The 14,117-nt window shown below is 53.7% G+C and carries 14 protein-coding genes; all 14 read left to right on the top strand.

All coding sequences use genetic code 11. The features are described 5' to 3' along the window. Window positions 1–6: 6 nt before the first annotated feature. The 14 genes from rsmB (at window position 7) to cbiE (ending at window position 14,078) form a co-directional block, all read left to right on the top strand. A complete protein-coding gene (gene rsmB / locus FZ040_RS09870) occupies window positions 7–1,338 on the top strand; it encodes a 16S rRNA (cytosine(967)-C(5))-methyltransferase RsmB (protein ID WP_149171822.1) in 1,332 nt (443 codons plus the stop codon). A 4-nt stretch (window positions 1,339–1,342) separates the two neighbouring features. After that, window positions 1,343–2,386 carry a dual-specificity RNA methyltransferase RlmN gene (gene rlmN / locus FZ040_RS09865; RefSeq protein WP_149171821.1) on the top strand — a complete coding sequence of 348 codons (1,044 nt, stop codon included), beginning with the start codon at window positions 1,343–1,345 and terminating at the stop codon, window positions 2,384–2,386. A gap of 87 nt (window positions 2,387–2,473) precedes the next feature. Next, on the top strand, window positions 2,474–3,217 hold the full coding sequence (locus tag FZ040_RS09860; RefSeq protein ID WP_149171820.1) for an FhaA domain-containing protein: 744 nt from the start codon (window positions 2,474–2,476) through the stop codon (window positions 3,215–3,217). 10 nt (window positions 3,218–3,227) lie between these two features. After that, window positions 3,228–3,671, top strand: coding sequence for an FHA domain-containing protein (locus FZ040_RS09855; RefSeq protein WP_149171850.1), 444 nt, complete (start codon window positions 3,228–3,230; stop codon window positions 3,669–3,671). A 4-nt stretch (window positions 3,672–3,675) separates the two neighbouring features. Next, entirely contained in the window at window positions 3,676–4,380 is a 705-nt protein-coding gene (locus FZ040_RS09850; RefSeq protein WP_149171819.1) for a Stp1/IreP family PP2C-type Ser/Thr phosphatase, read from the top strand. Next, the gene (locus tag FZ040_RS09845) at window positions 4,377–5,648 is read left to right on the top strand and encodes an FtsW/RodA/SpoVE family cell cycle protein (protein ID WP_149171818.1); all 1,272 of its coding nucleotides are present in this window, start codon (window positions 4,377–4,379) and stop codon (window positions 5,646–5,648) included. Before FZ040_RS09850 ends, FZ040_RS09845 begins: the two co-directional genes overlap by 4 nt. Next, on the top strand, window positions 5,641–7,038 hold the full coding sequence (locus FZ040_RS09840) for a peptidoglycan D,D-transpeptidase FtsI family protein (protein ID WP_149171817.1): 1,398 nt from the start codon (window positions 5,641–5,643) through the stop codon (window positions 7,036–7,038). Before FZ040_RS09845 ends, FZ040_RS09840 begins: the two co-directional genes overlap by 8 nt. A gap of 46 nt (window positions 7,039–7,084) precedes the next feature. Further along, window positions 7,085–8,857: a Stk1 family PASTA domain-containing Ser/Thr kinase gene (pknB, locus tag FZ040_RS09835; RefSeq protein ID WP_149171816.1), complete on the top strand. Its 1,773-nt coding sequence runs from the start codon at window positions 7,085–7,087 to the stop codon at window positions 8,855–8,857. A gap of 32 nt (window positions 8,858–8,889) precedes the next feature. Continuing rightward, window positions 8,890–9,798, top strand: coding sequence for a ribosome small subunit-dependent GTPase A (gene rsgA / locus FZ040_RS09830; RefSeq protein ID WP_149171815.1), 909 nt, complete (start codon window positions 8,890–8,892; stop codon window positions 9,796–9,798). Then, window positions 9,795–10,439, top strand: coding sequence for a ribulose-phosphate 3-epimerase (rpe, locus tag FZ040_RS09825; RefSeq protein WP_149171814.1), 645 nt, complete (start codon window positions 9,795–9,797; stop codon window positions 10,437–10,439). Before rsgA ends, rpe begins: the two co-directional genes overlap by 4 nt. 23 nt (window positions 10,440–10,462) lie before the next feature. Continuing rightward, window positions 10,463–11,251 carry a GTP cyclohydrolase FolE2 gene (gene folE2, locus FZ040_RS09820; protein WP_149171813.1) on the top strand — a complete coding sequence of 263 codons (789 nt, stop codon included), beginning with the start codon at window positions 10,463–10,465 and terminating at the stop codon, window positions 11,249–11,251. A 28-nt stretch (window positions 11,252–11,279) separates the two neighbouring features. Further along, a complete protein-coding gene (locus FZ040_RS09815) occupies window positions 11,280–12,269 on the top strand; it encodes a lysylphosphatidylglycerol synthase transmembrane domain-containing protein (protein ID WP_149171812.1) in 990 nt (329 codons plus the stop codon). A 61-nt stretch (window positions 12,270–12,330) separates the two neighbouring features. Further along, window positions 12,331–13,443 (top strand): cobalt-precorrin-5B (C(1))-methyltransferase CbiD, encoded by a 1,113-nt coding sequence (cbiD, locus tag FZ040_RS09810; RefSeq protein ID WP_149171811.1) that lies wholly within the window; start codon window positions 12,331–12,333, stop codon window positions 13,441–13,443. Further along, on the top strand, window positions 13,425–14,078 hold the full coding sequence (gene cbiE / locus FZ040_RS09805; RefSeq protein ID WP_149171810.1) for a precorrin-6y C5,15-methyltransferase (decarboxylating) subunit CbiE: 654 nt from the start codon (window positions 13,425–13,427) through the stop codon (window positions 14,076–14,078). The genes cbiD and cbiE overlap by 19 nt, the downstream gene beginning before the upstream one ends. Window positions 14,079–14,117: the final 39 nt, after the last annotated feature.

Genomic DNA, 14,117 nt, shown 5'->3' with positions numbered 1-14,117 from the left:
GATTTTATGGATAAAGCGCGTGATACCGCGGTCAGAATTTTACATGAGGTACATGAGAAGGGAGCTTATGCCAATGTGGCATTGGCACGAGAGTTTCGCCGGACGGATCTATCGGATATGGACCGCCGCTTTGTGACGGAACTGGTCTATGGTGCCGTAAAGGCCGGCGATACACTGGATTGGATTCTGCGCCGCTATGTGACCCGCCCTTTGAAGAAAATTGAGCCGATGGTCCGTGATATTTTGCGCCTTGGACTGTATCAGATTTTTTATCTCGATAAGGTGCCGGCTTCGGCTGCCTGCAATACGGCGGTAGAGCTGGCAAAAAAATACAGCAACATCGGCACGTCGAAGTTTGTCAATGCCGTGCTCCGCACAGCAGTGCGCGAGCCGGACAAGGCACAATTCCCAAGCGGCAAGGGTCATGGTGTGGAGGAATTGGCTCTGCAGAGCATGCATCCTTTCTGGCTGGTAAAACGCTGGGTCAAGGAATTCGGCTTTCATGGGGCAAAGGATTTGTGCCTGTTCAACAACGGTGAGGCACCGCTTTCGGTGCGGACGAATACGCGAAAGACCAGCCGTAAGGAGCTGCTGAAGGCTCTAGCTGATGCTGGCTGCGAAGCCAGAGAGTCGGACTGGACGCCGGAGGGTGTTATCATTGAAAAACACGGGGCCCTTGACAATTTGCTGCCACTGCAGCAGGGGCTCTGCCAGGTTCAGGATGAAAGCTCGATGCTCGTAGCCCATGTCGTGGATCCGCAGCCTGGTGAGTTCATCATCGACTGCTGCAGTGCGCCGGGCGGCAAGACTACGCACATGGCGGCACTGATGCAGGATAAGGGCCGCATTGTTGCTGGAGATATCTATGAACACAAATTGGCGCGCATTGAAGAAAATGCCCAGCGCCTTGGCCTTGCGATTATCGAGACGGATTTGCTCGATGCCCGTGAAGTCGGAGAGGAATACTTGGCGATGGCCGACCGCGTGCTGGTCGATGCACCGTGTTCCGGACTTGGTGTCCTGCGCCGTAAACCCGATGCCCGTTGGAATAAGACGGCTGAGGAAATCGATGCCCTTCCGGCACTGCAATTGGAAATACTTACCAGTGCAGCCAAAGCCGTCAAGGCAGGAGGCGTGCTCGTATACAGCACTTGTACGATTGAGCCGCAGGAGAATCAGGAAGTCGTCAAGGCGTTTTTAGCGGAGAATCCGGAATTTACGCTGGAAAAAACGGGTGCATTCCTGCCGGGGAAAAAGCGGGATGAGCAGATGATTCAGCTCTATCCTCAGGTGGATGGAACCGATGGGTTCTTCATTGCGAGAATGCGGAGGAAATGAGAGAATGATTGATATATTTGGCATGACGCTTGATGAGCTGCAGGCGGCACTGGCGCCTTATAAGGTGCAGAAGTTCCGGGCGAAACAGATTGCCCAGTGGATGTACCAGCGCGGCGCCCGCGACTTTGCGGCCATGACCAACTTGTCCAAACAGCTGCGGGAGACGCTTTCGGCAGACCTTGTCATCGGCAGGCCGAAGATCAAGGATCGGCTGGATTCGCAGGATGGTCATACGACCAAGTTCCTGCTCGAATACGCGGATGGAACGGCCGTGGAAACCGTGCTCATGCGCCAGCCCTATGGAAATAGTATCTGTGTTTCAACCCAGGCCGGCTGCAATATGGGCTGTGCCTTTTGTGCGTCAACGCTTCATGGCATGGCCAGGGACCTTTCCAAGGGCGAAATCCTCGCGCAGGCGGTTACCATCGAAGATATGCTCCGCGAGGAGGAAGCCGGTGCCAAAGTGGATACGATGGTTATCATGGGCTCGGGAGAACCGCTGATGAATTATGATAACGTGATTGCTTTCCTGCGGCTCATTCATGAAGATTACACGCTCGGAATGGGGTATCGCAACATCACGTTGTCTACTTCGGGCATAGTTCCGAACATGCTCCGTCTGGCTGAAGAGGGGATGCCAATCTCCCTTTCGGTGTCCCTGCATGCTCCCAATCAGGAGCTTCGCTCGCAGCTTATGCCGATTAACCGCAAGTATCCGCTGGTAGATGTCATTGCGGCGGCTAAAAATTACGCGGATAAGACGAAGCGCCGCGTGACCTATGAGTACATTTTAATCGACCACTTGAATGATGGCGAAGAACAGGCACGCGAGCTTACGGCGCTGATGAAGGGACAGCTCGCAAGTGTCAACCTCATCCCCATCAATCCCGTGGTGGAACGCAATCTCATGCGTCCGTCGAAGGCACGCATTGACTGGTTTGAGAAGTATCTTATGGACCATCATGTAAATGTCACGGTCCGCCGTGAGATGGGCGTGGACATTCAGGCCGCCTGCGGCCAGCTTCGCAACAAGCACCTGAAAGACTGAGCGCCAGAAAATGAAACCTAGGCATTATAGTAGCTTTCTGCTATAATGGACAGAAGGAAAAAGGCGAAAATAAAGGAGTCTTATTTCATGGGAATTGGTAAGCTGGAATCTTTCCTCGAAGGACACATCGAGGGATTTTTCAATAAACGCTTCAGCAGTGATTTGGAGCTGGCAGAGCTTATGAAGGGCCTGGAAAAAGAAATCGGCCGTCAGGGCCGTGGCAAAGCGATGCATCTGGTACCGAACCGGTATGTCTTTACGCTGGCAGAAGATGATTATCAGCGTTTCTGTGCGCAGCGGGTTGTCGATGAACTCTATGCGGCTGTGGAAAAGCAGGTCATTTTGCAGAATTACCGTATGGAGGGGAAACTCCGTGTCAGCTGCCAGAAAGAGGCGGACAGAATCAAGGGGACGTATGCCTTGACGTCGCGCTATGAAGAAGAGACAGTGGCAAGTACCAACGAAGCGTCATCCCAGACCATCGTGCTCGAACGGCCGGGACTGTCGGCGTCGACGCCGCTCAATCTGCCCACCGAGCATAAAGTGGTTTCCCTCACCGTAATCGAGGGGGCCGATACGGATGCGTATCTGGAGTTTGGCGAAAAGCAGATTTACATCGGGCGCCGGGATAAGAATGAGTTCATCCTGACGGATGTAAATGCTTCGCGCCTTCATGCGTGGATAACGTATGAAGACCATCGTCATATCCTGCACGATGCACAAAGCACGAATGGCACGTATGTCAATGGCAAACGGATTGATACCTATTGTCTGGTGCCGGGCGATGAGATTCAGATAGGCTCAACGGTTTTAGTTTACGAGGTGATATGATTTGCCAACTATGGCGGTTATTTTGAAGGGCGTCCGCGTGGTGCTGGAGTATGGTATGCTGCTCTGGCTGCTGTGGTTTGCCCTGAAGCTTACGAAGAGAATGTTTCGCGAGGTGCGGAAGGAATCCATCCGGCAGCGCCGCCCGGAAACCAGCCAGAATGAGGCTGTGATTTCGGTGGTGGATGCCAGTGAGGAGAATCTTGCCGGACGCCGGTTTGCGTTCAGCGAGCAGATTTCCATCGGCCGTGGCGAAGACAATGATATTATGATTCCGGAGGGATTTGTATCCCACCATCACGCCGTCATCTATCAGCATGGCAGCCAGTATGTCATTGAAGACCTTGGCAGCGTGAACCATACGTATGTGAATGATCAGGTGCTACAAGGCAGAGCCTACATTAAGTCGGGGGATATAGTCCGCATCGGCATGGTCGCACTGAGATTCGAGAGGTGAGCAGATGATTCAGGTATATGAAGCTACCGACGTTGGACTCGTAAGAAAAGGCAACGAAGACAGTGCGGATGTATTTGAACCGGCAACTTATGTCGTTGCCGATGGCATGGGGGGGCATGTGGCAGGCGAGGTAGCCAGCCGCATGCTGGTCGACAGTGTACGGCGGAAACTGACCGGTACAGCAGCAATCGGGGAGGATGCGTTGTGCGAGGCAATTCTGGCTGGCAATCAGGCAATCCTTGATAGTGAGAAGGATCATCCCGATTATAAGGGGATGGGAACTACCGCTACCGTCATGCACATTGAAGGTGATGAAGCGTGCTGGGCACATGTTGGTGACAGCCGGCTTTATCTGCTGCGGAACGGGGAAATGAAGCAGGTGACCAGAGACCACTCGTATGTTGAGGAGTTGGTAGCCGAGGGAACGATAACCGAGGCCGAGGCCAAGGTGCATCCTAAGCGCAATTTCCTGACGCGGGCCGTAGGCGTTGAGCAGAACCTTACGGTGGATTCCGGTCATTTTTCGCTGCAGCCACAGGACATTCTGATACTGGCTACCGATGGGTTGATGAAACTTGTAGAGGATGATGAAATCCGTCAGGTTATCGAAGCAGCTCCAATGGATCCCGCTAAAGAATTGGTGACGCGGGCACTAAATGCTGGCGGCAATGATAATGTAACTGTAATCGTGGTGGTGTACAATTCATGAAGAACTGGGGATTAATGGCAGCTCCGCTGGGCATCGTCCTCTTCGGCATGAGCGTGCTTTATTTGAAAATGAATCCGGGCGGTTCCAAACTGACAGCAGAAGTCCTGCAGGGACCGCTCAATTATGTGCCGTGGCTGGCAGCGGTGATTTTGTTGGCGCTGTTCATTCAGGCGGTTATCATCAAGCGGCGTGAGGATACATTCCTGTTTCCGATTGTGCTGACGCTTTGCAGTGTCGGTATCGTAGAAATCGCCCGGCTAAAACCGGCGCTTTTGGTTCGCCAGCTGCAATGGCTTTGCGTGGCCATGATCGTGATGATTCTGGTACTGCGGTTTTGGGGGCGCATCCGGCGCATGCTTGGCTATCCGTATTTGCTAGGCGTGGCCTGCATTTTCCTGCTGGGGCTGCCTTTGTTGTTCGGTACGGAAATCGGCGGCAGCAAAAACTGGTTGGTCTTGGGACCGATATCGATTCAGCCGTCTGAGTTTGGCAAGATACTGATTGTATTTTTCCTGGCGGCTTATTTATCGGACCACCGGCGCGTGCTGACGCTTCCGGCGCATCGCATCTTTTTGCTGCAGCTGCCGCCGCTTCGCTTTATCGCTCCGCTCATTTGCATTTGGGGCATGGCGGTCCTGATGTTCGTCGTCGAGAAAGACCTTGGTTCGGCCTTGTTGTTCTTTGGCATGGCCGTGCTCATGACGTATATGGCGACCGGCAGTAAATCGTATGTATTTTTGGCACTGGCGTTTATTGGCGTGGCCGCAGCGGCCAGCTATGCCGCGTTTGGCCATGTGCGGGTGCGCTTTGATATCTGGCTCAATCCCTGGCAGGACCCCAATGGCATGGCTTATCAGGTCGTGCAGTCGCTGTTTGCCTTTGGCACAGGCGGCATTTGGGGAACAGGTTTTGGCTATGGGCATCCGGGCTTTATTCCCGAGGTTCATACGGACTTCATCTTTGCGGCCATTGCCGAGGAGATGGGCCTTATTGCAACCATGATGCTGATGACCTGCTACGTACTCTTTTTCTGGCGTGGCATCAAAACGGCGCTTTCCTGCCGCAAGGAAAAGGAAGTGCTGCTGGCGGCAGGCTGCTGCTCGCTGATGCTTCTGCAGGCCTTTATCATCATTGCTGGTGTTACGAAGTTCCTGCCACTGACAGGTATCACGCTGCCGTTTATCAGTTATGGCGGCAGTTCGATGGTTTCCAGTTTTGTACTGTTGGGACTTTTAATTTCGTTATCAAAGGAGCAGGAACATGGCTGATTGGAAAATCAAGCGGCAAATCCTGCAGGCGGCATCGTTTTTGTTGGTGCTGACAGGTCTTTTGACCGCATATATTATCTATCTGTCGACCTGGGAGGCCGACAGCCTGGCCAATAATCCCCTGAACATGCGCGGAGCGGCAGCCCGGGCGGATATCCGCCGCGGCGCCATTCTCGATGCCAAGGGCCGGGTTCTCGCACAGAATCGGGCCGATGGCAGCCGTAGTTATCCCATGGGCGAATCCATGGCCGCGGTAACCGGATACAACGGGGAGAAAATCGGTAGTGCCGGCGTGGAAGGTCATGCTAATCGCGAGCTCTTAGGGCTTTCCGATGATTTGAGCCATCTGGGCCCGGCTTCCCAGCTCTTTCAGTCGGAGCAGGGCAACGATGTCAAATTGACCATTGAATCCGATGCGCAGCAGGCCGCATTTGATGGCCTTGATGGCCGCAAGGGCGCCGTGGTGGTACTCGATGCGGAAACTGGTGCCGTGCTGGCCATGGTCAGCTCGCCGTCGTATGACCCGAACGATATCGAGGCCAATTGGCAGGCGCTTTCCAAGCAGGCCGATGGTGCGCTGCTGAACCGTGCAGTTCAAGGCATGTATCCGCCAGGCTCAACGATTAAGCCGATGATTGCCGATGCGGCGCTCGCGGAAAGCGTGACCAATGAGCAGGAAGTTTTCGACTGTTCGGGAACGTTGGATGTCGGCGCTGGCGAAACAATCCGGGAAAGTCATGGCGAGGTTCACGGCAAAGTGAATCTGCGCAAGGCGCTCACCGAGTCCTGCAACGTCACGTTCGGTACTTTGGGAATGCGCCTCGGCGATGAGAAGCTCAAGAAATCTTTCGAACGCTTTGGATTCGACAAGGGATTGGGCGGAGAAATCCTCATGGAAGGATCGCATCTGCCAGCGTTTGGCAAATTAGGCAGTGGCGACCTGGCCCAGACTGGTATCGGCCAGAGTACCCTGCTGGTCACGCCGATGCACATGGCGTTGATGGCTGCCGCGTTTGCCAATGGCGGTGTCATCATGAAACCATATCTGGTTCAGCAGGTCATTACACCGGGCGGAACCGTGATTCAGGATACCCGCCCGACTAAATGGCTGACGGCGACGACGCCAACGATGGCTGCCAAGATTGACAGCTTCATGGAGGATGTCGTCACCAAGGGGACGGGCCGGGCCGCACAGGTAAGCGGCGTTCGCGTAACCGGCAAGACCGGTACGGCGGAAAATGCCGCTGGCGAAGACCATGCCTGGTTTATCGGTTCGGCAGAACTTCGCAACCGCCGCATCGTTTTTGCCATCATCGTAGAAAATGGCGGCAGTGGCGGAACCCAGGCCGCACCGATTGCCCGTAAGGTAATCTTATCCCTGCAGAATTAACGGGCAGAGATTTCCGATACTATATCTTAACCTAGGAGGAACATGAATGATACAGCGTGTCTTAGATCAGCGCTACGAGCTGCAGGAGCAGATTGGCGGCGGCGGTATGGCCGACGTCTACAAGGCAAAAGATCTGCTCCTTAACCGGCCGGTAGCCGTTAAAATCCTGCATGATCAATTCAAGAGCGATACCGAATTTATTGATAAATTTAATCGTGAAGCTCAGGCAGCTGCGCGTCTTTCGCATCCGAATATCGTCAATATCTACGATGTAGGTGTGATGGATGATGCGCATTACATTGTCATGGAATATGTTCCGGGACGGACGTTGAAGGATAAAATCAAACAGGAAGGCCATTTATCCGTGGCCGAGGCTTTGACGGTGGCCAAAGGGATTGCCAGTGCGCTGGCGCATGCTCATGCCAACAACCTCGTTCATTGTGACATCAAACCGCATAATATCCTGATGATGCCGGATGGCAGCGCCAAGGTGGCGGATTTTGGCATTGCCCGCGCCGTTACCGAATCGACGATGACGTATACCGGCAATGTGGTTGGCTCGGTTCATTACTTTTCGCCGGAGCAGGCAAAGGGCACGATGATTACGCCGAAGTCGGATGTTTATGCGCTGGGCGTCGTCCTTTATGAAATGCTCACGGGGGCGCTGCCGTTTACTGGTGAGACTCCGGTAAGCGTCGCGATGAAACATTTGCAGGAGGAGCCGGTGCCGGTCCGTCAGCTTGACCCGTCAATTCCGCCGGTCGTCGAGGCAATCGTTGCCCGGGCAATGAGCAAAGACCCGGCAATGCGCCCGGACGCTGCCGAAATCGTGAGGGATATCCAGCAGGCAGAGCAGATGGTAGGAAGCGGCCTGGGCTATGCAGCCGCCCAGCCAGACCCGTTTGCTACGCAGGTATTGCCCCGCATGGAGGAGCCGGTGGCACCGATGCCGTCGCGCCGCGATATGCGCAGCATGCCGTCCGGCTACGGTTACGATGAGCCCGAACAGGAAAGCTCGGTGTTCAAATCAAAGAAATTCATCGCGGGCCTTATCCTGGTGCTGTTCATGGGCTTTTTCGTCGGCGCGTTCCTGAGCTATGGCAAGTTCTGGAGCAACGAAGAAGTCATTGTGCCGGATGTAACGGGCAAGCAGATGACCCTGGCACGTCAGATTCTCGAGGATAAGAAACTGCGCGTCAATGTGGTAGAGACGTTTGATGCCAGTGTTCCAGCAGGAACCGTTGTCTCGCAGGACCCGGAAGGCGGCGCCAAGGTAAAAGAGGAGCGCCTCATCACCATTCATGTCAGCAAGGGCGGCGAGAGCCTGGAAATGCCAGACCTCAAAGGTCTCACCAAAGCCGATGCCGAAGCCAAATTGAAGAAGATGGGCCTCAAGGTCGGCTCTGTCTATGAGCGCAATTCCGAGGAAGAGGCAGGAACGGTAATCGCTACGGACCCGAAAGCCGGCAGCAAGATTACCAAAGGGCAGAGCGTTGACATCACGGTCAGCAAGGGCAAGAAAGAAACTAAAAATACTGTGCCCGATGTAACGAATCTGCAAGTGGAAGGCGCAAAGGCTGCGTTGACGAGTGCTGGCTTTAAAGTCAGTGTGACGAAAGAGGAAAGCTCGAAGGCAGCCGGAACGGTAATCAGCCAGACTCCGGCAGGCGGCAGTTCGGTTACTGCTGGTTCTACCATTACGCTGGTCGTAGCAGAACCCAAGAAATCGGGCAGCAAAGATCCCGGTAAGGAAAGCGGCAAACAGGAACAGGACAATCCGTCGGTATCCCGTAACGGTGAAGGTTCCAAGAGCCGCTGAGGAAATATAACGAGTTAGGAAAAGGAGCGTTCATGCAAGAAGGTCGAGTCATAAAGGCGTATAACAGCTTTTTCTATGTGCTGGCAGCTGGACAGGATGGCCCGGAAATGGTCACCTGCAAATTGCGCGGGAAATTCAAAAAGACCCGGCGCAGTGCTGGTGTAGTGCCAGGAGATTTGGTCCGCATCAATCGCCTGCCAGACGGCAGCGGCGTGGTGGAGGAGCAGCTGCCGCGCACCAGCTTGCTTAAACGTCCGGCGGTTGCCAATATATCGCAAGTTGTGCTGACGTTTGCCGCCGCACAGCCGGACCTTCATCCGCTGCTCCTGAACCGTTTCCTGGTGCTGGCCGAGTGGTCAGGGATTCCCAAGATTGTCATCTGCGTAAATAAAAAGGACCTCTATGCGGGGGACATTTCGGATTTCCTCAAGGACTATGAAGCAATCGGGTATCCGGTACTGCGCGTCTCGGCCGAGGAAAACGAAGGGATTGAGGCGCTTAGGCAGTGCCTTTCCGGCGAGGTGACCGTATTTGCCGGACCTTCCGGTGTCGGCAAATCGTCGCTGCTCAACCGCATTGACGAAAGCCTGGCGCTGCAGACTGGTCACGTCAGTGAGAAAATCAAACGCGGCCGTCATACCACCCGCGTAGCAGAATTGCTTTCCTATGGGGATGGCTTTATCGTGGATACACCGGGGTTTAGTGCCATGGAACTTACGGAGCTTGAAATCCAGGAATTGCCTGGTTATTTCCCGGAGTTTCGTCCGTATCTTTCGGCTTGCCGCTTTGCGCCCTGCAGTCATACCCATGAGCCGGACTGTGCGATAAAGCAGGCCGTAGAAGCTGGCTGCATCACAAAAGAACGCTATGACGCATATGTCAATATTTATGAAGAAATCAAAGAAAATCAAAAGATTGCGCGAAAGAAGGAATATAAATGATTAAGATAGCACCCTCCATCCTGTCGGCTGATTTTGCCCATTTGGCGGATGAAGTAAAGAAAGTCACCGATGCTGGGGCGGAATACATTCATATCGATGTAATGGATGGTACCTTTGTGCCGAATATCACGCTGGGTTCGCCGGTTGTCAAAAGCCTGCGCAAAACGTCCCAGGCTGTGTTTGATGTCCATTTGATGACGGAGCATCCGGAAACGCAGATTGAGGCCTTTGCTGAGGCTGGTGCCGATATCATTACGTTCCATGCCGAGGCGGCGAAACATCATCACCGCATCATCCAGCAGATTAAAGCAGCTGGATGCAAAGCAGGTATCGCGCTCAATCCGGGAACTTCGCTGGCTATGATTGAGGAATTGATTGCCGATGTGGATATGGTCCTCATCATGACGGTTAACCCGGGCTTTGGCGGCCAGAAATTCATCGAGTCACAGCTTGAAAAGATTCATATGCTCTATCACACGATTCAGGATATGGGCTTTACCTGTGACATCGAGGTTGATGGTGGTATTAACGCCGAGACCAGCAAGCTGGTTCGTGAAGCTGGTGCCAATGTATTGGTTGCCGGTTCGGCTATTTATGGAGCCAGTGATGTCAGCGAGGCTATCAAAGCAATTCGCGGATAATTCGTTCAGTGAGGAAAGCGGATATGCAGGATGTACAAAACCGGGAAGATGCCCGGGGGATTGCCATACAGCGTGTCGGAATCAAGGACGCGCATTTGCCATTCCTGATAAAAACAAAAGAGGGCGGGTTCCAGCAGGTGCTGGCCCGCATACGCTTCACCGTTGCGCTGCCTAGTGAGTACAAGGGAACGCATATGAGCCGGTTCCTGGAGATTCTTATGCCCTGGAGCCAGAAGCCGTTGGCAGAGCCGGAAATGGACAAGATGCTGATGGAAGCATTGGACCGTCTCGATGCACAGTCGGCAGAGGTGGAGCTTAACTTTAAATATTTCGTGGAAAAAACAGCTCCGGTCAGCGGCCGGAAATCGGTATTGGATTTGGATTGCTGTTTTAAAGGACGGAAAGAGCGGGGCGGCGAGTTGGAGTTCCAGCTCGGAGTTGATGTTCCCTTTACGTCGCTTTGCCCTTGCAGCAAGGAAATTTCCCAGTACGGTGCCCATAATCAGCGCTCGGTGGCCCGCATTCAGCTTCGTTTCCAGCAGGGTGTGGAGTGTATCTATATCGAAGATTTGGCAGAGCTCGTGGAGAAGCAGGGCTCCTCGCCAATCTATCCGCTGCTCAAGCGTGAAGATGAAAAGTTTGTCACGGAAGCAGCTTATGAGAATCCGAAATTTGTCGAAGATATTCTTCGCGATACCGTGCTGGCTATGCGCGGACTAGAGGGGCTGGCCTGGTTCTCGGTCGAGTGCGAGAACTATGAATCCATCCACAATCACAGCGCGTATGCTTCACACGAGGAAACGTTGGCTTGATGAGAAGCTATCCTAAGGGACGGTTTGCATGAATAAATTTTATAAGCGGTTTGTGTTCCTGATTTTGCTGGTGCTGGTTATCTCTGGTATCGTCATTTATTCGACGGTTGATATCAACACCTTGCAAAATCTTGATAAGTTTCAGCCGTGGTCGATTGTATTGGCGGTGCTGGCAGTCAGTCTTGGCATGTTTTTTGACGGCAGCCGCTTGATGCATATGGTAAAAATTTCAAATGAGAAAATAACCCTGTATCAGGCAGTACAGGTGGTATTTGGCAATTACTTTCTGGCACTGTTGACGCCGGGAGCAACTGGCGGGGCAGTGGCACAGCTGATGTTTTTGCGCCATGCTGGCGTGCCAACCGGAAAGGCAACGGTGCTCGTCATCGTGCGGACGCTGTTGTCGATTTTGTTTCTGGTTCTCTGTATGCCCTTTATCTTTTTGCATGACGAGGGAATTTTGCCGGGCGTATCCAACACGACGCTCATGGGAATTACCCTGACGGCCTTTGTGGTGATTATCGCGATTGTCGTCGGTGCCCGCCGCGGGTATCTTGATTACGTTGTCATGAAAGCCACGAAGCGCATGAAGAATCAGCGCCGCCGCAAGGTATTTGCCTTTTATCGCGATACCAAGTGTGCCATCAGCCTGTTATCGAAAGCACCGAAGTGCATGCTGCTGGTATTTGCGGAGTCAGGCCTTAATCTCTTGTGCATTTATGCCATTGTGCCGTGCCTGCTCTTAGGTCTCGGCGTGACCGATGCCGATTGGTATACGGTAATGGGGCGCATGATTTTTTTGAATATGCTGCTTTATTTTACGCCGACTCCCGGTGGTTCCGGCGTGGCCGAAGGCGGTTTTGTCTATCTGTTCAGCGAAACGGTTCCGGCGGGAACTGTGGGAATTATTGCGGTTTGCTGGCGGCTTATCGCAGAATACATTCCCTTCCTGATAGGGCTCTATTACACGTTGACGGTCTTTGGCCGCGACTTCTTGAACCGGCAGTTGAATAAGTAAAGAAATGCCTTCTTCATGGGAAGAAGGCATTATCTGTATCATTGGATAGGAAGGTGCGCGTATGGAAAAGAAACTTCGCAGCGGGTATACTACTGGCGCCTGTGCGGCTGCGGGCGTCAAAGCGGCGCTGCTTTACGAGGCGGGCGAAAGCTGGCAGGTGGTTGAGCTCACTGCGCTGGATGGAACAAAGCTTACGATTCCGGTAAAAGACGTAAGGGAAACAGACGATGGCCTGCAGGCAGAAGTAGTAAAATTTTCCGGCGATGACCCGGATATTACTAACGGCGTTTCGGTGTTTACGCTTACGCGTCACTTGACCGGTCAAAAGCCGGAAGTCATCTTTAAAGCCGGGAAAGGAATCGGAATGGTGACCAAACCGGGGTTATCACTGCCGGTGGGGGAACCATCCATCAATCCGGGACCGCGCCAGCTGATACGCAATGCCGTGGCCGATGTGCTGGGAAGGGAAGATGTGCCGCTCGAGGTGACCATTTCCATTCCGGCAGGGGTAGAGCTTGCCAGGCAGACGCTCAATCCAATTCTCGGGGTAGAGGGCGGCATTTCGGTTATTGGCACTACGGGCGTGTTGCGGCCCATGTCGGAAGAAGGCTTTAAAAATTCTTTGGTACCGCAGATTGATGTGGCCAGGGCGGCTGGCTTTCGCGAGTTGATATTCGTCCCCGGTAAGATTGGTGAGCGGATTGCGACGGCTTGGAAGCTGCCGCAGGAGGCTATGGTACAGACAAGCAATTTCATCGGTTTTATGCTCGACGCGGCGGCAGAACGCCAGATAGACAAAGTGCTGCTCTTTGGCCACATCGGCAAGCTCAGCAAAGTGGCCGCCGGTGTCTTTTACACGCATAACCGCATCGCCGATGGACGGCTCGAGACGATGGCGGCCTATGCCGCGGCGGCTGGCCTTAGCCAGGATAAGGTAAAGGAACTGCTCGCCGCGAATACCACCGAAGACGCGCTGGTGATTTTGGAACAAGCCGGGCTGAAAGAAACGGTTTGCCGGACGCTGGCCATGCGCGCCAGTGCCCGGGCCGAGCGGTACCTGTTTGGCAAAATGAAAGTCGGAACGGTCATGGTGACTTTGACGGGCGAGTTGTTGGGAATGGATGACACCGCCAGAGAAATCGGGGAGGCATTGGGATGGAAGATACCAGAATAACGCATAAGATTATCGTTGCCGGAATTGGCCCGGGCAATCCGGATTACATGGTCCCTATGGCCCGCAAGGCAATTGAAACTGCCAGGGCGTTGGTCGGAGGGCGCAGGGCACTGGCGCAGTTTGCCGCCAGTGATGAATCCGCGCAGCATACCATGGCCGTAACGCGTGACATTGCGGCCGTAATGACTTTCATCCAGACGGAATTAAATGCGCATGATGTAGTGGTCATGGTGTCCGGCGACCCAGGGTATTATTCGCTGCTCGATGCAATTAAACGGGAGTTTCCAGCCGGCTGCATTACCGTGATTCCGGGCATCAGCGCCATGCAGCTGGCCTTTGCGCGGCTGGCACTGCCTTGGCATGATGCCCGTCTCGTGAGCTTTCATGGACGGGAGCCGTCACGGGAGGCAATCGCGTATCGTGATGGGGCAGTGCTAGGCATGCTGACCGATGCAAAATTCACTTCCCGGACAATACCGGTCATCCTGCAAGAAGCCGGTTGGCCGGCGGATGCTAAACTTCATATTTGCACGCGCTTATCTTACGACGATGAAAAAGTAGCAACGATACAACTCAAGGATGCCGCCGTCTATCCCGAGGCGAAAAATGGCATCCTGATTGCAGAAGGAAGATAATTGGCGGGAAAGGAAAAGGTCCATTGACTCGAGCTAAGA

The organism is Pseudoselenomonas ruminis, assembly GCF_008271295.1.
GTDB lineage: Bacteria > Bacillota > Negativicutes > Selenomonadales > Selenomonadaceae > Selenomonas_A > Selenomonas_A ruminis.
The sequence above is the reverse complement of the archived record's forward strand: the minus strand, read 5'-3'. Positions and strand labels throughout refer to the sequence as shown.

Bases quoted from the DNA above. Each gene is read 5' to 3' on its own strand.
- FZ040_RS09860 (WP_149171820.1), top strand. From the start codon at position 2,474: ATGGGAATTGGTAAGCTGGAATCTTTCCTCGAAGGACACATCGAGGGA.
- cbiE (WP_149171810.1), top strand. From the start codon at position 13,425: ATGGAAGATACCAGAATAACGCATAAGATTATCGTTGCCGGAATTGGC.
- folE2 (WP_149171813.1), top strand. From the start codon at position 10,463: ATGCAGGATGTACAAAACCGGGAAGATGCCCGGGGGATTGCCATACAG.
- FZ040_RS09855 (WP_149171850.1), top strand. From the start codon at position 3,228: ATGGCGGTTATTTTGAAGGGCGTCCGCGTGGTGCTGGAGTATGGTATG.
- rsmB (WP_149171822.1), top strand. From the start codon at position 7: ATGGATAAAGCGCGTGATACCGCGGTCAGAATTTTACATGAGGTACAT.
- FZ040_RS09850 (WP_149171819.1), top strand. From the start codon at position 3,676: ATGATTCAGGTATATGAAGCTACCGACGTTGGACTCGTAAGAAAAGGC.
- pknB (WP_149171816.1), top strand. From the start codon at position 7,085: ATGATACAGCGTGTCTTAGATCAGCGCTACGAGCTGCAGGAGCAGATT.
- cbiD (WP_149171811.1), top strand. From the start codon at position 12,331: ATGGAAAAGAAACTTCGCAGCGGGTATACTACTGGCGCCTGTGCGGCT.
- FZ040_RS09815 (WP_149171812.1), top strand. From the start codon at position 11,280: ATGAATAAATTTTATAAGCGGTTTGTGTTCCTGATTTTGCTGGTGCTG.
- FZ040_RS09845 (WP_149171818.1), top strand. From the start codon at position 4,377: ATGAAGAACTGGGGATTAATGGCAGCTCCGCTGGGCATCGTCCTCTTC.
- rlmN (WP_149171821.1), top strand. From the start codon at position 1,343: ATGATTGATATATTTGGCATGACGCTTGATGAGCTGCAGGCGGCACTG.
- rpe (WP_149171814.1), top strand. From the start codon at position 9,795: ATGATTAAGATAGCACCCTCCATCCTGTCGGCTGATTTTGCCCATTTG.
- rsgA (WP_149171815.1), top strand. From the start codon at position 8,890: ATGCAAGAAGGTCGAGTCATAAAGGCGTATAACAGCTTTTTCTATGTG.
- FZ040_RS09840 (WP_149171817.1), top strand. From the start codon at position 5,641: ATGGCTGATTGGAAAATCAAGCGGCAAATCCTGCAGGCGGCATCGTTT.